Below are 18,896 nucleotides of genomic sequence, written 5' to 3'. Positions count from 1 at the left end.
CCCTCCCCTCAGTGCGCGCGGGCCTGGAACAGGGCGACGCCCCGCAGCAGGTCGAGCGCGCGGGCCAGCTGGTAGTCGAAGGGCGGCTGGTTGGGCGCACCCTCCCCATTCTCCGCGGACGGTGCCGCCGGGGCGTTGCCATTGGCGGGAGCCGGGGTAGCACCAGGGGCCGCGCCCGGAGCCGCACCCGGAGCCGGTGCGTTGCTGGCGCCCGGCGCCGGGGCCGGCTGGGTGGTGGCCGGGCGGGGGGCGTCCGGGTTGCGCAGCGCGCCGCGCAGGTCGCTCTCGCGGCGGCGGATCAGACCCTGGTCGGTCTCCTCGACGCGGGCCGGGTGCACCTCGATGTCCGGGGTGATGCCCAGCGCCTGGATCGACTTGCCCGACGGCGTGTAGTAGCGCGCCGTGGTCAGGCGCATGGCGCCGTGGCCGGGCAGCGGGATGATCGTCTGGACCGAGCCCTTGCCGAAGGACTGGGTGCCGAGGACGAGCGCCCGCTTGTGGTCCTGCAGCGCGCCGGCGACGATCTCCGATGCCGAGGCCGAGCCGCCGTTGACCAGCACCACGATCGGCAGGCCCTTGGCGAGGTCGCCGGGCTTGGCGTTGTAGCGCGTGCCCTCCTCGGCCTTGCGGCCGCGGGTGGAGACGATTTCGCCCTTCTCCAGGAAGGTGTCGGAGACCGAGACCGCCTGGTCGAGCAGGCCGCCGGGGTTGTTGCGCAGGTCGAGGACGTAACCCTTCAGCTTGTCGCCGAGCTGCTGCTGGATCGAGGCGATGGCCTTCTCCAGCCCTTGCTGCGTCTGCTCGTTGAAGCTGGTGATGCGGACGTAGCCGATGTCGCCCTCGGTGCGGTAGCGGACCGACTGCACCTTGATGACGGCGCGGGTCAGCGTGACCTCGAACGGCTCGCCGGCCTCGCCGCGGCGCACGGTGACCTTGATGTCGCTGCCCACCGGGCCGCGCATCTTCTCCACCGCCTCGTTCAGCGACAGGCCCATCACCGCCTCGCCGTTGAGCTGGATGATCAGGTCGCCCGGCTGCAGCCCGGCGCGGAAGGCCGGCGTCTCGTCGATGGGCGACACGACCTTGATCAGGCCGTTCTCCATCGTCACCTCGATGCCCAGCCCGCCGAACTCGCCGCGGGTCTGAACCTGCATGTCCTGGAAGCTCTTGCGGTTCAGGTAGCTGGAATGCGGGTCGAGCGAGGTGAGCATGCCGTTGATGGCGGATTCGATCAGCTGCTCGTCCGTCGTCGACTCGACATACTCGGCGCGCACGCGCTCGAAGACGTCGCCGAACAGGTTGAGCTGGCGGTAGGTCTCGGAACTGTTGCCGGTGCTGTTCACCTGCGCGGTGACGGTGGCGACGCCGGCCCCCAGAAACACCAGGGCCGCGGCGGTGGCGGCACGCTTGACTATCCTCATCTACCCTTGTCCTTTCCCCTCCGGGGCGCCGAAACCGCGCTGTGGATTGATCGGCTGTCCGTGACGTCGAAGCTCGAAGTAAAGATCGGGTGACCCGTCGGCGGGCATCAGGCCGATGGGTTCCCCCGTGGCCACGCGCCGTCCGACGGCCGTGTCGATGCGGCCAAATCCAGCGATGAGACTATGATATCCGTGGCTGTGTTCCACGATCAAGATTTGGCCATAGCCGCGGAACGGCCCGGCGAAGACGATCGTTCCGGCCTGCGGCGACACCACCGTCGAGCCGGCGCGGGCCTGGATGGTGACGCCCCGGCTGGTCGCGCCGTAGCGGTCGGCCTCGCCGTAGCGGACGGTCACCCGGCCGCCCACCGGCAGGCGTTCCCCGGTGGGCGGGCTGGGCGCGGCGCGGGCGGTTTCCGTCTCGGCCCTGGCCCGCTGTTCGCTAGCCCGCTGGTCCGCGAGTTTCTGTTCGGCGGCCCGCTGTTCCGCCGCCTTTTGTTCCGCCAGCTTCTGTTCGGCCGCCTTCTGCTCCGCGGCCCGCTGCTCGGCGAGGCGGCGTTCGGCTTCGCGGCGCTCCGCCTCCAGCCGCTCGGCCTCGCGCTTGGCCGCCATGGCGGCGGCGGCGCGGCGTTCGGCCTCGATGCGGTCCATCAGCTGGCGCAGGTCGGCGGCCTGACCGGTCAGCCGGGCGGTGCGCTGGGCAATCTGCTGCCGCTCCTCCTCGGTCTGGCGCGACAGCTCCTCGCGCCGAGCGACGAGCTGGCCAATCTCTTTCTGGCGGTCGATCAGGGTGAGGCGGGCGGCGTAGGTGCGGCTGCGCTGGGCCTGCAGCGCCTCGCGCGTCTCGGCCAGCCGGGTCAGCGCCTGGGCCAGCGCGTCGGCGCGGGCGCGCAGGGCCGGCACCGTGTCGCGTAGCAGCAGGGCGGAGCGCAGCGTGTCCACCGGCCCGTCCGGGCGGGCCAGCGCCGCTTCCGGGGGGATGCGGGCGACGCGTTGCAGGGCGGCGAGCAAGGCGGCGATCTGCTGCCGCTCGCCCTCCAGCTTTTCGGCCTGGTTGCGCTCCTGCGTCTCCAGCGCGGTCAGGGACTCTTCGAGATGAGCGAGTTCGTCCTCCTGCGCCCGTTCCTGGTCGGCGAGGCCGACCAGCCGGTCGCGCAACTCGTCCAATTCCTTCTGGAGCGTCTGCGACTGGCGGTCGAGTTGCCGTTGCAGGGCCTTGTCGGTCTGGAGATCCTGCTCGACCCGCTTCAGCGTCTGGCCGGGGGACTCGGTCTGCGCTGCGGCGGCGGCGGAGATGACGAGAAGGGCGACGGTCAGCAGGGCCGGTCGCCAAGAAAGCGCCCGTCTCCGCCCGGCACCTTGCGGAACGGAGACGGGGAGGGGGAGCAGAGCAACACCCGCCGGATGATCGCGCCCTGCGCCCATGCCCGGTTCCGCCTTATTCCGCAGCGGCCCGCGCGCTGGCGCGGTCGATCAGGCTCTTGCCGGTCATCTCCGCCGGCTGCGGAAGCTTCATCAGGTCGAGCAGCGTCGGGGCGATGTCGGCAAGACGCCCGCTGCGGATCGCCGACACCCCGGCGGGGCCGTTCACCAGCACCAGCGGCACCTTGTCCAGCGTGTGGGCGGTGTGCGGGCCGTTGGTCTGCGGATCCTTCATCAGTTCGCAGTTGCCGTGGTCGGCGGTGACCAGCATCACGCCGCCCTGGGCGCGCACGGCGGCCTCCAGCCGGCCCAGGCTGGCGTCCACCGCCTCGACCGCCTTGATGGCGGCGGACAGGATGCCGCTGTGGCCGACCATGTCGGGGTTGGCGTAGTTGATGACCACCAGATCGTACTTCCCGCTGTCCACGGCGGCGACGACCTTGTCGGTCACCTCGGCGGCGGACATCTCCGGCTGGAGGTCATAGGTCGCGACCTTCGGCGACGGCACCAGGATGCGGTCCTCGCCCGGATACACGCGCTCCTCGCCTCCGTTGAAGAAGAAGGTGACGTGCGGGTACTTTTCCGTCTCGGCGATGCGCAACTGGGTCAATCCGGCCTCGCTGACCACTTCGCCCAGCACTTTGGTCAAGGATTTCGGCGGAAAGATGGTCGTCATCAGCTTGGCGAGCGTGGACGAGTACTCGACCATGCCGACAGCGGCGGCCAGCTTCGGCACCGAGGCGCGCTCGAACCCGTCGAAGGCCGGATCGACGAAGGCGGCCAGGATCTCGCGGGCGCGGTCGGCGCGGAAGTTCGCCATCAGGATGGCGTCGCCGTCCTTCATGCCGGTGTAGCCGTCGATGACGGTCGGCAGGATGAACTCGTCGTGGGTGCCGGCGGCGTAGCTTTGCTCGATCGCCTGGATCGGGTCGGCGGCCGTCTCGCCCTGGGCGCTCACCAGGGTGGCGTAGGCCTTGGCGACACGGTCCCAGCGCTTGTCGCGGTCCATGGCGTAGTAGCGCCCGCTGACCGTGGCGACGTTGACGCCGGGCAGGGTGTGCACGTCGGCCATGAACTCGGCCATCTGGTCCTTGGCGCTCTGCGGCGGCACGTCGCGGCCATCGGTGAAGGCGTGGATCTCGACCGGGACGCCCTCATGGGCCAGCACGCCGGCCAGCGCCGCGATGTGGTCCTGGTGCGAATGGACGCCGCCCGGCGACAGCAGGCCCAGGATGTGGCAGCGACCGCCCGAGGCCAGCAGCGTCTTGGCGAGGTCGTTCAGCGCGGCGTTGCGCTCCAGTTCGCCCTCGACGATGGCGTGGTCGATCATCACCAGATCCTGGCGGACGACGCGGCCGGCGCCCAGATTCATGTGACCGACCTCGGAGTTGCCCATCTGGCCCTTGGGCAACCCGACCTCCTCCTCGCTGGCCTCCAGGAAGGCGCGCGGCTCCGACGACCACAGGCGGTCCCAGTTGGGCGTGTTGCCCTGGGCGATGGCGTTGTCCTCGCGCTCCTCGCGGTAGCCCCAGCCATCCAGGATGCACAGCACTACGGGTCGGGGACGATTGGTCTCGGTCATCACAGTCCTCATACGCCTGTCACGGTCGGGTTGCGGGTCTCGGTCGAACGGTCTGACGCCAGTCTTCTTGTGGCCGGGTTCTTATTGCCTTGGACCGGATCAGAAAATGGCATGCCTGCGCACGCGCACAATGGGAGTCATGCACGGTGATAGGGGTGTCCGGCCAGAATTTGCTGGGCACGGTAGATTTGCTCCGCCAACATGCCTCGCACCAGCATATGCGGCCATGTCATGGCGCCCAAGGCCAAAAGGAAATCGGCGCGCGCACGCACGGCGTCGCCGTGGCCGTCGGCCCCGCCGATGAGAAAGGCGATGTCGCCCGCCCCCTGGTCCCGCCAGCCGCCGATCTTGGCGGCGAAGGCTTCGCTGGTGATGGTCTTGCCGCGCTCGTCCAAGGCCACGACGATGGCCCCGGCGGGGATGGCGGCCAGAAGCAACTCCGCCTCCTGCCGCTTCAGCTCGTCGGAGGCGAGGCGTTTCTTCACCTCGACTTCGCGCAACGTCAGCGGCCAGGAGAGGCGGCCGGCATACTCGTCATACAGGTCGCGCGCCGGACCGGTCCGTGACCGCCCAACCGCGGCAAGCCACAGACGCATCGGTCCGACTCCCGTTCGTCACCCGTCCTGAGCGTTGTCCGTCAGGCGCTCATGCGCTCGGCGGAGGGCCGCGGCGTCTCCAGACCCCACATCTTCTCGATGTTGTAGAAGGTCCGGACTTCCGGGCGGAACAGGTGGATGATGACGTCCCCGGCGTCGACCAGAACCCAGTCGCACTGGTTCAGGCCCTCGACCTCGACGCCGCGCAGGCCGGCCTGCTTCATGCGGTCGGCCAGCTTCATGGCCATGGCGGCGATGTGCCGGGTGTTGCGGCCCGACGCCACGATCATGTAGTCGGCGATGGTGGTCTTGCCGGCAAGGTCGATGACGACGACGTCCTCGGCCTGATCGTCGTCCAGGGACTTCTCGACGAGCGCCTTCAGTTCGTCCGGCTGGGGAACGGGAACGGGCGCGGGCCGCACAACGGGCGCGGCCGGTTCGATGAACGTGTTGATGGTACCTACCTCGCGATACAGGGTCACGACCCGCTGGCGCGTGCCCGGCGGATCGCCGTCGCCGAAGCCGGATGCAGAGGGTTGCGGAGGAAAATCCAGGCCGGTGTTTTCGAACCGGCCAACCCCTTGGCCTCGTGCATGCTCACCCGGCGACGGGCATAGCGCTGAGCGGCCATGCCACCAAGCGCTCCCATAGAATAAGTTGGACGGGCGAGAACTGCAACCGGCACCAGCCGGAAGATGCGCGTCCAATGCCGCCAGCGGGGGATTTGCCGAAGATTGTCCGCCCCCATCAGCCAGACGAAGCGCGTTTTGGGGAAGCGGAGCGTGAGCTTGGCCAGCGTGTCGGCGGTGTAGCGGGTGCCAAGCTCGCGCTCGATGGCGGTGACCCGGATGGCCGGATGGCGGGCGGTGCGCCGGGCCTCCTCCAGCCGCTCGGCGAGCGGCGCCATGCCCCGCACCGGCTTCAGCGGGTTCTGCGGGCTGACCAGCCACCACACCTGATCCAGCCCCAGCGCCTTCAGCGCGTACAGGCTGATGTGCCGGTGCCCGGCGTGGGCCGGGTTGAAGGAGCCGCCGAGCAGCCCGATGCGCAGGCCGGCGTGGAGCGGGCCGGCGTAGCGGTGGGGGGGTGTCGCCATGCTTGCCCCCTCCCTAACCCTCCCCCGCTTCGCAGGGGAGGGAATCAATCCCCCTCCCTCGCCGAAGGCGGGGGAGGGTCGGGGAGGGGGCAGACGTAAGCTCCAGGGCCGTAAACCTCACGGCCGCGTCTGGCCATCGCCGCGCACGACATACTTGTAGCTGGTCAGCTGCTCCGCCCCGACCGGGCCGCGGGCGTGGAACTTGTCGGTGGAGATGCCGATCTCCGCGCCCATGCCGAACTCGCCGCCGTCGGCGAACTGGGTGCTGGCGTTCCACAGCACGATGCCGCTGTCGATGCGCTGGAGGAAGCGCTCCGCCGCCGCCGGATCCTCGGTCACGATGGCGTCGGTGTGGTGGGAGCCGTGGCGGTTGATGTGGTCGATCGCCCCGTCCACCCCGTCTACCACGCCGCAGGCGATGATGGCGTCGAGATACTCGGTGTCCCAGTCCTCCGCCGTCACCGCCGTCACGCGCGGGTCGGCGGCCTGGGCGGCGGCGTCGCCGCGGACGGCGCAGCCGGCGTCCAGCAGGTCCTTCACCAGCACCGGCAGGACGGCGTCGGCGATCTTGCGGTCGACGAGCAGCGTTTCGGCGGCACCGCAGATCGAGGTGCGGCGCATTTTGGCGTTCATCACCACCTTGCGCGCCTTCTCCGGGTCGGCCCCGGCATCGACATAGACGGTGTTGTTGCCGTCGAGATGCTTGATGACCGGGATGCGGCTCTCTTCGGCGATGCGCTGGATCAGCGACTTGCCGCCGCGCGGGACGATCACGTCGATGAAGTCGCGCATGGTCAGCATGTGGCCGACCGCCGCCCGGTCCGTGGTGGGGACGAGCTGGATCGCCGCCTCCGGCAGCCCGGCGGCGCGCAGCCCGTCGGCCAGACAGGCGGCGATGGCGCCGGACGAGCGGATGCTCTCCGACCCGCCGCGCAGGATCGCCGCGTTGCCCGACTTCAGGCAGAGGCCGCCGGCGTCGGCGGTCACGTTGGGGCGGCTCTCGTAGATGATGCCGATGACCCCCAGCGGCACGCGCACGCGCTGGATGGCCAGCCCGTTGGGGCGGGTCCATTCGGCGATGACGCCGCCGATGGGATCGGGGAAGTCGGCGATGTCCTCCAGCCCCTTGGCCATCGCCTCGATGCGGGCGTCGTTGAGGGCGAGGCGCTCGATCATGGGACCGGCGAGGCCGCGTTCCCGGGCGGCGGCGACATCCGCGTCGTTGGCCGCCTGGATCTCCGCCTTGCGGGCGCGGATCGCGGCCGCCGCCGCCCGCAAGGCCTGATCCTTCGACGGGCTTGGCACGGTCGCCAGCTCCGCGGCGGCGGCGCGGGCGGCGCGGCCGAGGGCGAGCATCTGATCGTGCAAGGCGTCGGTGGTCTCAAGCAGGGCGGACATCGGTCTCACTCCAGTGGCGTTCGCCAATTGAAAAGGGCCGGAACCATAGCCGATCCTGTGTTTCCGCGAAAGCCATGCCGGCTAAGCCGAAAAGCTGAGTGGAATACTCAACATTCAGCCTGGGCCGCGGATTGTTGCGTGGTTAGCGTGCCGTCATGCAACATCGGTGAGGGAGCCTTTCATGAACCGGCTGGTCCGCCGCGGCGCCGCCGTGGCCGTTGGAATGGTGTGCCTGGGGGGATCGGTCTGGGCGGAAACACCATTGGAGCGGGGACGCGCCCTGGTCAACGGCATCGTCGCCTGCGGCAACTGCCATACGCCGCAAGGGCCGAACGGCCCGGTCGCGGGACGGGAGATGGCCGGCGGGACACCCTTCGTCGAGGACCCCTTCACCGCCTACGCCTCCAACATCACGCCGGACCCGGAGACGGGGATCGGGCGCTGGACCGACGAGCAGCTCGTCACCGCCATCCGCGAGGGCCGGCGGCCCGACGGCAGCCTGATCGGCCCGCCGATGCCCTTCGGCTTCTACCGCGGCCTGTCGGACGGTGACCTGCGCGCCATCGTCGCCTATCTGCGCAGCGTGCCGCCGGTGCGGCATTCTGTCCCGAAGTCGGAGTACCGCATGGCGCTGCCCGCCGCCTATGGCCCGCCGGTCGGGACGGTGGCGGAGGTGCCGCGTACGGACCCGGTGACGTACGGCGCGTACATGGCCGGCCCGCTCGGCCACTGCATGGAGTGCCACACGCCGATGCTGCCGGACGGGCGGCTCGACACGACCCGCATGGGGGCCGGCGGACGCAACTTCACCGGGCCGTGGGGCAACGCCGTGTCCCGCAACATCACGCAGGACAAGGAGCATGGGCTGGGCACTTGGACCGACGCGGAGATCGGCAAGGCGATCACCGAGGGTGTACGTCCCGACGGCAGCCGGCTGAGCCCGCCCATGGGCTATCACTATTACAAGGCCATGAGCGAGGGCGAGCTGGTCGCCCTGGTCGCCTACCTCCGTACGCTTCCTCCGGCCCGCTGAACCAACAACAGCGCCATGTGAATTACCGCACCGCCGAAAACGCAGTACCGTAAGCGTTGCCGAGAGGGCATAGTCCGCGGGCTTTTTCCACCCGCCGGACCGTGGCCCCATGCTGACCCTGCTGCTGATCGTCTCCGCCTTCTTCGCGGGCGTGCTCAACGCCGTGGCCGGTGGCGGCAGCTTCCTGACCTTCCCGGCGCTGATCATGGCCGGCGTCCCGCCGCTGAACGCCAACGCGACGAGCACGGTGGCGGTGTCGCCGGGCGCGCTGGCCAGCGCCTACGGCTATCGGCGGGAGCTGGGGCGGATCAAGGAGGTCAGCCTCCCGGCCTTCCTCGGCGTCAGCCTGATCGGTGGGCTGCTGGGCGCGCTGCTCCTGCTGTGGACGCCGCAGCGGGTGTTCGAGGCGGTCATCCCCTGGCTGCTGCTGTTCGCGACGGTTCTGTTCGCCTTCGGCCCGAAGGTGTCGGCCTACATCCGCCGCAACTTCAAGGTCGGCCACGGCACGGTGCTGATCGTGCAGTTCTTCATCGCCATCTACGGCGGCTATTTCGGCGGGGGGATCGGCATCCTGATCCTGGCGACGCTGGGCGTCTTCGGCCTGACCGACCTGCACGCGATGAACGGGCTGAAGGCGCTGGTTTCGGGCTGCCTCAACGCGGTGGCGGTGGTGGCCTTCGCCTTCGGCGGTGCGGTCTATTGGACCGAGGCGCTCATCATGATGGTGGCTGCCGTGGCCGGCGGCTATGCCGGGGCCGCCGTCGCCCGCCACATCCCGCCGCCGATCCTGCGCAAGTTCGTGATCCTCGTGGGCGTGGCGATGACGGTCTATTTCTTCGTCACGAAGGGGTGATGCGCCATGCGTCGCGCGGTTGAAGAGGGAATAAATTCTTTGCATGCTCGGTGACGGACACGGAACACGTGCGACCGGATGGGGGCTGGCCAGCGGGCCGGCCCTTTTTCTTTGGTGGAGTCCAGCGAAGACCCGTCCGACGATGCCGGGCCTTCCACCGACACGAAGAATGCTGCGGGCGACGAAGAGTTCGACGCGGCGTCGATGCCGGCCACCGAGTCCGTTTCCGACGACAAGGCCGACGGACTGCCAAATCCCGCGGACGCCTTGAATCACCTGATCGAGGACCCACGCTATCGGTCGGACCAGGAGTATGCCGATTACGTCACGCGCCAGTTCGAGCGGGTCTATGGCACCGACGGGGAAACCGACGCTACCGGACGTCTGATCGTCGATGGCGATTTCTCACGGTTCGAGCCGTTCGCGGATCGGTCCTCGGCCACGGATGACGACGCCGATGGAGTGGGCACCGATGGAATGGACGCGGCATCCGGTTTCTCGGTGAGGGACAAGGCGGGGCGGTCCGGTGCACCGTCACGGGTCGAGGATGCCTACGAGATCGAGAGCTGGCTGCGCGACCGCAGGATCGACGTGGCGGAGAATTCCAAGCCGAAGACGGCAACGGATGCCGTGACTGTGGATGAAAGCAAAAATCCGGACATTCCGGAATTGCCCAATTTCAAAGTCGAATATTTCAAGAAGCAGCCCGGAGCGTGGAGGAATTTCAACGAGGCCCTCGCGCGGGTGCCGAACCTGTCGCCGAACCAACGGCTGATCTACGCGGAAATCTTCGCCATGGAAGGCGGAATGACGACGCATCCGGGGTCGGGAGCGGCAAGCGGGATCACGCAGGATATTCTGGATCGGGCGAAGGAGGATCTGCCGGGTCTCGAAAAGGTCCGGAAACCCGATCAACTGACGGTGGGGCAGCGCGCGGCGATTTACCCTTACTATTTCGACGATGTGCTGCGGACCGTCGGTGGCCGGAAAGCGCTGGACGAGATCGGAAACGACGAAGCGGCGGCGGCCTTCGCCGACACCCTGTTCCGGTTCGGCCGGAGCCGAGGAACGGAGATCATCCAGGATGCGATGAACCGGGTGTTTCGGGAGAATGGCTATCCTGAAATGCCGAAAGACAGGCAAATGGGGCAGGGGACTCTTGCGGCCTATTCCTATCTCGCAACGGATGATGGCTTGGCTAAGAGGCTTTCATATTATCTTTTTGGCAGGAGGGTGGAGCATTTAAGGAATCAAAGAAATGATGAGAGGGATCGCTCTGGATATTTTGCATTTCCAAGAAGAAATCATAAATAACAGCACCTTCAATAAGGCGGTGAATACCACTCGAAGACGATCCATCGGCCATCGCCTTCCTTCCGCAAGTTATAGGTTGTGCCCATCTTGACGGGGTCCTTGTCGGGTGGTGGGCAGCCGTAGCTCCAGCACGAGCGCTTGCTCAGGGTGATCTGGACATCGCCGGCTTTGCACGTCGGTTCCAGATCATCGTTGAGGCAGCGTCTCGGGATGTCCCGTGGCGTGAGCCGGCGCGCCATGACGACCCGGTAAAGCGTGGTGCCTTTGCCTCGTCCGTCCATGTACTCCGCTCGTATTTTTCTTCCGGTCGCGAGCGTGCAGAGGGCGTTTATGGCATGGTCGAAGCACGCGAGCAGGGTTTCCAACGTGCAGATGGGGCTGATCAACTGGCCGATGCAGCGGCTGCTCGACTCGGCGTCGGTGGGTCCCATCCGGTGCCAGCGGTTGGGCGGGTCCACAGGCGGCACGTCCGGGTCCTTTCCCGCCGCCGGAAACGCCCATAAGGCGATGAGGACGGTAAGAAACGCGCGCGTCGCGGGGTGCGGCATGGTTCGGCAATCGAATGCAAGGGTGTGCATCCGGATCATGTCATGCCGTGGTTGCGGCGTCGCGTGCCGACCGGCAGCGCGTCAATCCGCCGCCATGCGCTCCGCGACGCCGCAGAGGCCATCCCAGTCCAGCGCCGCCGGGTCCTCCACCACATGGTCGGCGGCCTCGAACAGCAGGTCGGCGTGCTGGGGCCAGGCGATGGTCAGCATGCCGGCGGCCCTGGCGGCGCGGGCGCCGGTCGGGCTGTCTTCGATCACCGCGCAGGCCGCGGGCGGCACGCCGAGGCGGGCGGCGGCGGTCAGGTAGGGCTCGGGGTCCGGCTTGCCCTTGCTCACGTCGTCGCGGCTGAGGCCGAACAGGAAATGCGGGCTTCCCATGTGGCGCAGGTTGGCCTCCACCACGCGGCGTCCGCTGTTCGACACGCAGGCCTGCAGCAATCCCCGCTCCGCGAAGGCGTCGACCAGCGCCAGGGCGCCGGCCCGCGCCTCGACCTCGGCGATGCGTTCCAGATAGAGGTCGGTGATGGCGTCCGCCCATTCCCGGAAGGTCAGGGCCATGGGCCGGGCGGCGTGCAGCCGGGCGTACAGTTCGGGGAAGGCGACGCCCAGCGTGGCCGCGTAGTCCGTGTCGGACATAACATGGCCATGCAGCCGGCAGACCGCGATGGTGGCGCGCTGGTGCCACGGCTCGCTGTCGAGCAGCGTGCCGTCGATGTCCCACAGGATGGCCTGGAGAGGCGGGCGGCCCACGATCGAAACGCTCACCGCACCACCAGATCGTCGCGGTGGATCATCTCGTCGCGGCCCCGGTAGCCGAGGATCTCCTCGATCTCGTGGCTCTTGCGGCCGGCGATGCGGCGGGCGTCCTCGGCGGCGTAGGCGGTCAGGCCGCGCGCCACCTCGCGCCCGTCCGGCGCCTTGACCACCACCACGTCGCCGCGCTCGAAGTCGCCCTCGACGGCGCGCACCCCGGCGGGGAGCAGGCTGGCCCCGCGGGCGAGCGCCGACAGCGCGCCGGCGTCCACCGTCAGCGCGCCGTGGGCGTTCAGGTTGCCGCCGATCCACGCCTTGCGGGCGGAGGAGGGGGAGGCCGCGGGCAGGAACCACGTGCACAGCGCGCCGCCCTGCTCGGGCCGCTGCTCCAGCGCGGCCAGCGGGTTCATGCGCTTGCCCTTGGCGATGACCATGCGGCAGCCGGCGGCCAGCGCGACGCGGGCCGCGACGATCTTGGTCACCATGCCGCCGGAGCTGTAGCCCGGCGGCGGCTCGCCCGCCATGTTCTCGATGTCGGAGGTCAGTTCCTGGACGACCGGGATGTGCCGGGCGTCAGGGTCCTTGCGCGGGTCGGCGGTGTAGAGGCCATCGATGTCCGACAGCAGGACCAGCGTGTCGGCGCTGATCATCTGGGCGACGCGGGCAGCCAGACGGTCGTTGTCGCCGAAGCGGATCTCCGCGGTGGCGACCGTGTCGTTCTCGTTGATGACGGGGACGGCGCCGAGCTTAAGCAGCGTGTCGATGGTGGCGCGGCCGTTGAGGTGGCGGCGGCGCTCCTCCGTGTCCTCCAGCGTCACCAGCACCTGGGCGACGGTCAGGCCGTGGCGGGCCAGCGTCTCCTGATAGGCGGCGGCAAGCCGGATCTGGCCGGTGGCGGCGGCGGCCTGCTTCTCCTCCAGCCGCAGGGCGCGCCCGACGAGGCCGAGATGCTCGCGCCCGCAGGCGACGGCGCCGGAGGTGACGATCACCACCTCCTGGCCGCGCTTGCGGCAGGCGGCCACGTCGTCGGCCAGCGCGTCCAGCCACTCGCGGCGCATCCGGCCGGTGGCGCTGTCGACGAGCAGGGCGGAGCCGATCTTGACGACCAGCCGCCGCGCATCGAGCAAGGTGGGGAGCAGAGAGGAGGTATCAGCCTTTGGCGTTGTCGTCGCCGTTGCCGCTGTGCTCGGTGTCGTCACCGTCATCGTCGCCTTCATCGTCCCAGTCATCCCCGTCCGAGTCGGAGTCCGGCTCTTCGGGGAGATCGTCGTACTCGCCCGTCTCCTCGTTCCAGCCGGCATACTCGTCGTCCATCTTCTGGCCGACCGGGGCCCGGGGGATGGAGCGCGTGACCGGAGCCTGGATGACGTCGGGCTCCTCTTCCTTGGACTGTTTGATGAGCGTGAGCAAGCGGTAAAGCACCGCCTGGACGCCCTGGCCGGTGGCGCCGGACAGAACCATCACCTCCGCACCCGACGCCGCCTCAAGCGCCGCCTTCTTCTCCGCGACCTCTTCGTCGAGCAGGGCGTCGGCCTTGTTCAGACCGATGATCTCCAGCTTGTCGGCGAGGTTGCCGCCATAGGCGACCAGCTCGTTGCGGATGGTGGTGTAGGACTGGACCACATCCTCCGCCGTGCCGTCGATCAGATGGAGCAGCACGCGCGTGCGCTCCACATGGCCGAGGAAGCGGTCGCCCAGCCCGTGCCCCTCGTGCGCGCCCTCGATCAGGCCGGGGATGTCGGCGATGACGAACTCCTCGTCGCCCGCGCGGACGACGCCCAGGTTGGGGGCCAGCGTGGTGAAGGGGTAGTCGGCGATCTTCGGGCGCGCCGCGGTGGTCGCGGCCAGGAAGGTGGACTTGCCGGCGTTGGGCAGGCCGAGCAGGCCGGTGTCGGCGATCAGCTTCAGCCGCAGCCAGACCCAGCGCTCCTCGCCCGGCCAGCCGGGATGCGACTTGCGCGGGGCGCGGTTGGTCGGGGTCTTGTAATGGGCGTTGCCGAAGCCGCCGTCGCCGCCCTTCAGGATGACGACGCGCTGGCCGGGCTCCGTCAGGTCGAGCAGGACGGTCTCCTGATCCTCGTCGAGGATCTGGGTGCCCACCGGCACGCGCAGGACCACGTCCTCGCCCCTGGCGCCGTTGCGGTTGGCGCCCATGCCGTGGTTGCCGCGCTGCGCCTTGAAATGCTGCTTGTAGCGGTAGTCGATCAGCGTGTTGAGGCCGTTCACGACCTCGATCACGACATCGCCGCCGCGGCCGCCGTTGCCGCCGTCCGGTCCGCCATACTCGATGAACTTCTCGCGGCGGAAAGCGATGGCGCCGGGGCCGCCGTCGCCGCTTTTCAGATACACCTTGGCTTGATCGAGGAACTTCATCGGGGACCGTGCCGGCCAATCTACCGTTTGCGCACCGTCCTCCAACCGTGGGAAGGGGGCGGTGACCACCACATCAACAAAAGAAAATCGGGGGCCGGTTGCCCGAACCCCCGATTATCCCAACACACCGTACGGGCCGGACGAGATTACTCGGCCGCGACCGCCTGGACCTCGACCGCCTCGATGGCGACGTAGGTGCGCCCCTGGGCGCTGTGCTTGAAGGCCACCACGCCGTCCGTCTTGGCGAACAGGGTGTGGTCCTTGCCGATGCCGACGTTCTCACCGGGGTGGAACTTCGTGCCGCGCTGGCGGACGATGATGTTGCCGGCGACGACGTTCTCGCCACCGAAACGCTTCACGCCGAGGCGGCGGCCAGCGGAGTCGCGGCCGTTGCGCGAAGAGCCGCCTGCTTTTTTATGGGCCATGGGGAGTTACTCCTGTGACTGGTCGGCGGCCGTTCAGGCGGCGCCGTTGATCCCGGTGATGCGCAGGACGGTCAGGTCCTGGCGGTGGCCGTTCTTACGGCGGTAGTTCTGGCGGCGCTTCTTCTTGAAGACGATGATCTTCGGACCGCGATCCTGGGCGACGATCTCGGCGGTCACAGCAGCGCCGGCAACCGTCGGGGTGCCAAGGGTGGTGCTGCCGCCGTCGCTGACCATCAGCACGTCGTTGAGCGTGATGGAAGCGCCGGCCTCGGCCTCGAGCTTCTCAACGCGGATCACGTCGCCATTGGCGACCTTGTACTGCTTGCCGCCGGTGCGGATCACTGCAAACATCGTCGTCACTGCCTATCTCAAAACAAACGGAAGGGCCGCTCGCCCACCGTTTGAGGTGCAAGCCCGTTCGTGAGAGCGGGGATTTAACCGATGGGCCACCGGGAGTCAACAGTCATGGTGGCATTTTCCCGTTCATTTTCCTGCAAACAAGGGCTTGCATCCCCCCAGGCTTTTGGGTAGGTTCCGCGCCACCCCGGAAACGGGGCAGCGGATGGGTGGCAGAGCGGTTGAATGCACCGCACTCGAAATGCGGCATACCCGCAAGGGTATCGGGAGTTCGAATCTCCCCCCATCCGCCACTCTCATTCGAGCGAACGCTCAAACGAAAAAAGCCTTCCCGACCGGGAAGGCTTTTTTCGTTTCCGGCATCAGCTGTCCTTGAGCATCGCCAGCGCCGCCTCGAACAGCAGGCTGCCCGGTTCGGCGAAGCGGTCGACCACGCTGAAATGATCGGCGCCCGGCTCCACGATCTCCCGCACCGCGTTGCCCTGGGCGGCCCAGGCCAGGGCGTAGTCGGCCTGCTGGCGGTGCATCGCATCGGTCTCAAGGCCGCCCAGCGCTGGCATCAGCAGCGGGGCGGGGGCGGGAACGGCGTGGATCGGGCTCAGCCGCCGCGCCGAGTCGGGATCGAGCCGCAGCTGCTCGTTCACCTCGAAGCCGAGCATCGGCTCCAGGTCGTAGAGGCCGCTGATCGGAATGCCGCCGGCCACGCGGTCGCGGTTCTCCGAGACCAGCTTCGCCGTCAGGTGGCCGCCCGCCGAATGGCCGGACACCACCACCCGCCGCGGATCGCCGCCGAAATCCGCCGCGTTGGCGAACACCCAGTCCAGCCCGGCCTGGGCGTGGCCGCACAGTTCGTCCATCGTCACGTCCGGGCACAGGCCGTAGCCGAGAAGGACGACCGCCACCCCGCGCTCCACATAGGGTGCTGCGATGAAGGAGTGCAGGTCTTTCGACAGGGCCCGCCAGTAGCCGCCATGGATGAAGAGCAGCACCGGCGCGTTCCTGCCGGCGGGGAAGACGTCGGCGCGCTGGCGCGGGTGCGGGCCGGTGGAGACGTCGTAGCGTCCGCCGAGCCGGGCGCGCACCGCCTCGCTCTCCGCCTGCCAGCGGGTGAAATAGGCCGGGTGCTCCGGCACCAGCTTGCGGAAATTGTACTGGCGGTCGATCTCGGCGGCGGTCATGCCGCTGTACAGAGGGTCAGACGCCAAGATAGCGCTCCTTCAACGTGGGATCGGCGAGCAGGGCGGCGGAGCTGCCGGACCACACCAGACGTCCCTTCTCGATGACGTGATGGCGGTCGGCCAGGGCGGCGAGGGCGTGCACGTTCTTGTCCACCACCAGGATCGCCTGCCCCTCGCCCTTCAGTCGGGCGAGGCAGTCCCAGATCTCCTGGCGGACCAGCGGGGCCAGCCCCTCCGTCGCCTCGTCGAGGATCAGCAGCTTGGGGTTGGTCATCAGGGCGCGCCCGACGGCGAGCATCTGCTGCTCCCCGCCCGACAGGTTGCGGGCGAGGTTGCCGGCGCGCTCGGCCAGCCGGGGGAACAGGGCGTGCACCCGCTCCACCGTCCAGGGATCGCGCCGCCCGAAGCGGTTGGCGGCGGTGGCGATCAGGTTCTCGCGCACGGTCAGGGTGGGGAAGACCTGCCGCCCCTCCGGCACCAGGGCGATGCCGGCCCGCGCGATGCGGTGCGGCGGGCGCCCGGCGATCTCCGCCCCCTCGAACGTGATCGAGCCGCCGGTCGGCGCCACGAGGCCCATGATGGCCTTGATGGTCGTGGTCTTGCCCATGCCGTTGCGGCCCATCAGGGTCACCGCCTCTCCGGCGTCGACGGACAGCTCCATGCCGAACAGCGCCTGGCTGGAGCCGTAGGCGGCGGTCAGGTTGGCGACGCGCAGCATCAGGCGACCTCCAGCTCGTCGCCGAGATAGGCCTCGCGCACCGCCGGGTCGTTGCGGATCTGCTCCGGGGTGCCGCTGGCGAGGTCCTTGCCGCGCACCAGCACGGTGATGCGGTCGGCCAGCGCGAAGACGGCGTCCATGTCGTGCTCCACCAGCAGGATCGTCACGCCGCCCTTCAGCTCTTGCAGCAGTTCGACCATGCGGGCGGAGTCCTCCGGCCCCATGCCGGCCATCGGCTCGTCGAGCAGCAGCAGCCGCGGCCCGGTGGCCAGGGCCATCGCCAGTTCGAGCTGCCGCTTCTCGCCGTGGGCCAGAGCGTCGGCGCGGGTGTCGGCCCGCGCGCCCAGCCCGACCCGCTCCAGCACGGCGCGGGCGGGGTCGGCGAGCCGGCGGTCGCGCCCGGCGTCGCGCCAGAAGCGGAAGCTGTGCCCGGCGTGGGCCTGCACCGCCAGCGCCACGTTGTCGAGCGCCGTGAAGCTGGGGAAGATCGAGGTGATCTGGAAGCTGCGGGCCAGCCCGCGCTGCGCCCGCTTGTGCACGGGCAGGCCGGTCACGTCGCGCCCGTCGAACAGGATGGTCCCGGAATCGGGGGTCAGTTCCCCCGACAGTTGGCCGATCAGGGTGGTCTTGCCCGCCCCGTTCGGGCCGATCAGGGCGTGCAGCTCCCCCTCCGCCACGGACAGTGAGAGTCCGTCGGTGGCGGCCAGCCCGCCGAAGCGCTTGACCAGTCCGTTTGTGCTCAGCAGGGGGTCGCTCACGGGCGCCTCCCGGCGACGACGCCCCACAGGCCCTTGCGGGCGTACAGCACCAGCAGGATCAGCACCGGCCCCAGCACGATCTTCCAATGCTCGCCAAGCCCGGCGTGGGCGAGGTCCATCAGCTCCGGCACGAACTCCTCCAGCAGCAGGAGCGCGGCGGCGCCCAGCACCGGGCCGATCAGCGTGCCGATGCCGCCCAGCACGACCATCACGATCAGGTCGCCCGAGCGGCTCCAATGGAGATACTGCGGCCCGACGAACATGGTGGCGTTGGCGAGCAGCGCCCCGGCCAGCCCGGCCAGCGCCCCGGCGATGACGAAGGCGGCGAGCTTGTAGCGGGTGACCGGGTAGCCGAGCGCGGCCATCCGCCGCTCGTTGTCCTTGGCGCCGCGGATCACCCGCCCGAAGCGGGAATTGACCAGCCGCCAGCCCAGCGCCAGCGCCGCCACCAGAAGCCCGAGCACCACGTAATAGAAGGTGGTGTGGTCGGTGATGTTCAGCGGGCCGGGCAGGGTGGAGCGGCTCCACAGCGCGATGCCGTCGTCCCCGCCATAGGCCTTCAGACCGGTCATCAGGTAGAAGAGCATCTGGGCGAAGGCCAGCGTGATCATGATGAAGGGCACGCCGGTGGTGCGCAGCGAGATCGCCCCCACGGGCAGCGCCGCCAGCGCCCCGGCCAGCATGGCCAGCGGCCAGACGATCAGCCCGTTCACCGTGCCGGGAAAGCCGAACAGCGTCGAACCGTCCGACTGGTGGGCGAACAAGATGCCGACGGCATAGCCGCCGATCCCGACGAAGGCGGCGTGGCCGAAGCTGACCATCCCGCCGAAGCCGAGGATCAGGTCGAGGCTGACCGCCGCCAGGGCGAAGACCAGGATGCGCGTCGCCAACCGCACGTAGAAGGGCTCCCCCATCCAGTCGGCGACGGTGGGCAGCGCCAGCGCGACGGCCAGCAGGATCAGCAGGGCGATGCGGGGGCGGGTGAGCAGGGCGGTTCGGGGCGCGGTCGGGGGCATGGAGGGCCGGAAAAGAGGGGCGGTCAACCAGTCGGCAGGCCAATCGGTAGGCCCG

At 69.0% G+C, this 18,896-nt stretch carries 20 protein-coding genes and 1 tRNA gene; 4 read left to right on the top strand and 17 right to left on the bottom strand.

Translation table 11 applies throughout. The features are described from left to right. Window positions 1-8: 8 nt before the first annotated feature. From AMK58_RS11740 to AMK58_RS11710, 7 genes are all read right to left on the bottom strand, one after another. Window positions 9-1,421, bottom strand: coding sequence for a S41 family peptidase (locus AMK58_RS11740; protein ID WP_059398916.1), 1,413 nt, complete (start codon window positions 1,419-1,421; stop codon window positions 9-11). Then, a complete protein-coding gene (locus tag AMK58_RS11735) occupies window positions 1,422-2,846 on the bottom strand; it encodes a murein hydrolase activator EnvC family protein (protein ID WP_236778120.1) in 1,425 nt (474 codons plus the stop codon). A gap of 13 nt (window positions 2,847-2,859) precedes the next feature. After that, window positions 2,860-4,425 carry a 2,3-bisphosphoglycerate-independent phosphoglycerate mutase gene (gene gpmI, locus AMK58_RS11730; protein WP_035671474.1) on the bottom strand — a complete coding sequence of 522 codons (1,566 nt, stop codon included), beginning with the start codon at window positions 4,423-4,425 and terminating at the stop codon, window positions 2,860-2,862. A gap of 137 nt (window positions 4,426-4,562) precedes the next feature. Continuing rightward, entirely contained in the window at window positions 4,563-5,021 is a 459-nt protein-coding gene (rlmH, locus tag AMK58_RS11725) for a 23S rRNA (pseudouridine(1915)-N(3))-methyltransferase RlmH (protein ID WP_014239449.1), read from the bottom strand. A gap of 41 nt (window positions 5,022-5,062) precedes the next feature. After that, window positions 5,063-5,443, bottom strand: a complete 381-nt coding sequence (gene rsfS, locus AMK58_RS11720) for a ribosome silencing factor (RefSeq protein WP_051140093.1) — start codon at window positions 5,441-5,443, stop codon at window positions 5,063-5,065. Between the two features lie 56 nt (window positions 5,444-5,499). Next, window positions 5,500-6,117: a nicotinate-nucleotide adenylyltransferase gene (locus AMK58_RS11715; protein WP_035671478.1), complete on the bottom strand. Its 618-nt coding sequence runs from the start codon at window positions 6,115-6,117 to the stop codon at window positions 5,500-5,502. Window positions 6,118-6,234: 117 nt separating this feature from the next. Continuing rightward, window positions 6,235-7,515 (bottom strand): glutamate-5-semialdehyde dehydrogenase, encoded by a 1,281-nt coding sequence (locus AMK58_RS11710; protein ID WP_035671481.1) that lies wholly within the window; start codon window positions 7,513-7,515, stop codon window positions 6,235-6,237. Between the two features lie 181 nt (window positions 7,516-7,696). Here AMK58_RS11710 and AMK58_RS11705 point away from each other — a divergent pair, with 181 nt between their 5' ends. The 3 genes from AMK58_RS11705 (at window position 7,697) to AMK58_RS11695 (ending at window position 10,715) form a co-directional block, all read left to right on the top strand. Next, complete coding sequence (locus AMK58_RS11705) at window positions 7,697-8,548, top strand: c-type cytochrome (RefSeq protein WP_051140092.1); 852 nt, start codon at window positions 7,697-7,699, stop codon at window positions 8,546-8,548. Window positions 8,549-8,657: 109 nt separating this feature from the next. After that, window positions 8,658-9,401 (top strand): sulfite exporter TauE/SafE family protein, encoded by a 744-nt coding sequence (locus tag AMK58_RS11700; protein WP_035671483.1) that lies wholly within the window; start codon window positions 8,658-8,660, stop codon window positions 9,399-9,401. A gap of 78 nt (window positions 9,402-9,479) precedes the next feature. Next, window positions 9,480-10,715: a lysozyme family protein gene (locus tag AMK58_RS11695; protein ID WP_035671485.1), complete on the top strand. Its 1,236-nt coding sequence runs from the start codon at window positions 9,480-9,482 to the stop codon at window positions 10,713-10,715. Window positions 10,716-10,723: 8 nt separating this feature from the next. Here the strand turns inward: AMK58_RS11695 and AMK58_RS11690 are convergent, their stop codons facing one another. The 6 genes from AMK58_RS11690 to rplU all read right to left on the bottom strand — a co-directional run bounded on the left by AMK58_RS11690 (window position 10,724) and on the right by rplU (window position 15,165). Beyond that, the gene (locus AMK58_RS11690; protein ID WP_137165122.1) at window positions 10,724-11,293 is read right to left on the bottom strand and encodes a hypothetical protein; all 570 of its coding nucleotides are present in this window, start codon (window positions 11,291-11,293) and stop codon (window positions 10,724-10,726) included. A gap of 51 nt (window positions 11,294-11,344) precedes the next feature. Beyond that, window positions 11,345-12,028: an HAD family hydrolase gene (locus AMK58_RS11685; protein WP_059398914.1), complete on the bottom strand. Its 684-nt coding sequence runs from the start codon at window positions 12,026-12,028 to the stop codon at window positions 11,345-11,347. Next, window positions 12,025-13,233, bottom strand: coding sequence for a glutamate 5-kinase (proB, locus tag AMK58_RS11680; protein ID WP_236778119.1), 1,209 nt, complete (start codon window positions 13,231-13,233; stop codon window positions 12,025-12,027). Before proB ends, AMK58_RS11685 begins: the two co-directional genes overlap by 4 nt. Further along, the gene (gene obgE / locus AMK58_RS11675; protein ID WP_035681373.1) at window positions 13,166-14,389 is read right to left on the bottom strand and encodes a GTPase ObgE; all 1,224 of its coding nucleotides are present in this window, start codon (window positions 14,387-14,389) and stop codon (window positions 13,166-13,168) included. Before obgE ends, proB begins: the two co-directional genes overlap by 68 nt. Before the next feature lie 146 nt (window positions 14,390-14,535). Then, window positions 14,536-14,814 carry a 50S ribosomal protein L27 gene (gene rpmA, locus AMK58_RS11670; protein WP_035681371.1) on the bottom strand — a complete coding sequence of 93 codons (279 nt, stop codon included), beginning with the start codon at window positions 14,812-14,814 and terminating at the stop codon, window positions 14,536-14,538. Window positions 14,815-14,847: 33 nt separating this feature from the next. Next, complete coding sequence (gene rplU / locus AMK58_RS11665; RefSeq protein ID WP_014239459.1) at window positions 14,848-15,165, bottom strand: 50S ribosomal protein L21; 318 nt, start codon at window positions 15,163-15,165, stop codon at window positions 14,848-14,850. A gap of 209 nt (window positions 15,166-15,374) precedes the next feature. On the opposite strand from rplU, the gene AMK58_RS11660 reads away from it, so the two are divergent. Continuing rightward, window positions 15,375-15,464: transfer RNA gene (locus AMK58_RS11660), tRNA-Ser, on the top strand. 69 nt (window positions 15,465-15,533) lie between these two features. Here AMK58_RS11660 and AMK58_RS11655 read toward each other — a convergent pair. The 4 genes from AMK58_RS11655 to AMK58_RS11640 are packed head-to-tail and all read right to left on the bottom strand — an operon-like array spanning window position 15,534 to window position 18,841. Continuing rightward, window positions 15,534-16,376: an alpha/beta hydrolase gene (locus tag AMK58_RS11655; RefSeq protein ID WP_051140848.1), complete on the bottom strand. Its 843-nt coding sequence runs from the start codon at window positions 16,374-16,376 to the stop codon at window positions 15,534-15,536. Then, a complete protein-coding gene (locus tag AMK58_RS11650; protein ID WP_035681368.1) occupies window positions 16,366-17,067 on the bottom strand; it encodes an ABC transporter ATP-binding protein in 702 nt (233 codons plus the stop codon). Before AMK58_RS11650 ends, AMK58_RS11655 begins: the two co-directional genes overlap by 11 nt. Continuing rightward, window positions 17,067-17,825, bottom strand: a complete 759-nt coding sequence (locus tag AMK58_RS11645; protein WP_059398913.1) for an ABC transporter ATP-binding protein — start codon at window positions 17,823-17,825, stop codon at window positions 17,067-17,069. Before AMK58_RS11645 ends, AMK58_RS11650 begins: the two co-directional genes overlap by 1 nt. Continuing rightward, the gene (locus tag AMK58_RS11640; RefSeq protein ID WP_051140094.1) at window positions 17,822-18,841 is read right to left on the bottom strand and encodes a branched-chain amino acid ABC transporter permease; all 1,020 of its coding nucleotides are present in this window, start codon (window positions 18,839-18,841) and stop codon (window positions 17,822-17,824) included. The genes AMK58_RS11645 and AMK58_RS11640 overlap by 4 nt, the downstream gene beginning before the upstream one ends. Window positions 18,842-18,896 lie beyond the last annotated feature (55 nt).

The sequence above is a fragment of the Azospirillum brasilense genome (genome assembly GCF_001315015.1).
Taxonomy (GTDB): domain Bacteria; phylum Pseudomonadota; class Alphaproteobacteria; order Azospirillales; family Azospirillaceae; genus Azospirillum; species Azospirillum brasilense.
This window is presented reverse-complemented; position numbering and strand designations above follow the sequence as displayed.

Excerpts from the sequence above, each read along its gene's own strand:
- AMK58_RS11740 (WP_059398916.1), bottom strand. The coding sequence starts at position 1,421 with ATGAGGATAGTCAAGCGTGCCGCCACCGCCGCGGCCCTGGTGTTTCTG.
- AMK58_RS11735 (WP_236778120.1), bottom strand. The coding sequence starts at position 2,846 with ATGGGCGCAGGGCGCGATCATCCGGCGGGTGTTGCTCTGCTCCCCCTC.
- gpmI (WP_035671474.1), bottom strand. The coding sequence starts at position 4,425 with ATGACCGAGACCAATCGTCCCCGACCCGTAGTGCTGTGCATCCTGGAT.
- rlmH (WP_014239449.1), bottom strand. The coding sequence starts at position 5,021 with ATGCGTCTGTGGCTTGCCGCGGTTGGGCGGTCACGGACCGGTCCGGCG.
- AMK58_RS11715 (WP_035671478.1), bottom strand. The coding sequence starts at position 6,117 with ATGGCGACACCCCCCCACCGCTACGCCGGCCCGCTCCACGCCGGCCTG.
- AMK58_RS11710 (WP_035671481.1), bottom strand. The coding sequence starts at position 7,515 with ATGTCCGCCCTGCTTGAGACCACCGACGCCTTGCACGATCAGATGCTC.
- AMK58_RS11705 (WP_051140092.1), top strand. The coding sequence starts at position 7,697 with ATGAACCGGCTGGTCCGCCGCGGCGCCGCCGTGGCCGTTGGAATGGTG.
- AMK58_RS11700 (WP_035671483.1), top strand. The coding sequence starts at position 8,658 with ATGCTGACCCTGCTGCTGATCGTCTCCGCCTTCTTCGCGGGCGTGCTC.
- AMK58_RS11695 (WP_035671485.1), top strand. The coding sequence starts at position 9,480 with ATGGGGGCTGGCCAGCGGGCCGGCCCTTTTTCTTTGGTGGAGTCCAGC.
- AMK58_RS11690 (WP_137165122.1), bottom strand. The coding sequence starts at position 11,293 with ATGCACACCCTTGCATTCGATTGCCGAACCATGCCGCACCCCGCGACG.
- proB (WP_236778119.1), bottom strand. The coding sequence starts at position 13,233 with ATGAAGGCGACGATGACGGTGACGACACCGAGCACAGCGGCAACGGCG.
- obgE (WP_035681373.1), bottom strand. The coding sequence starts at position 14,389 with ATGAAGTTCCTCGATCAAGCCAAGGTGTATCTGAAAAGCGGCGACGGC.
- rpmA (WP_035681371.1), bottom strand. The coding sequence starts at position 14,814 with ATGGCCCATAAAAAAGCAGGCGGCTCTTCGCGCAACGGCCGCGACTCC.
- rplU (WP_014239459.1), bottom strand. The coding sequence starts at position 15,165 with ATGTTTGCAGTGATCCGCACCGGCGGCAAGCAGTACAAGGTCGCCAAT.
- AMK58_RS11650 (WP_035681368.1), bottom strand. The coding sequence starts at position 17,067 with ATGCTGCGCGTCGCCAACCTGACCGCCGCCTACGGCTCCAGCCAGGCG.
- AMK58_RS11640 (WP_051140094.1), bottom strand. The coding sequence starts at position 18,841 with ATGCCCCCGACCGCGCCCCGAACCGCCCTGCTCACCCGCCCCCGCATC.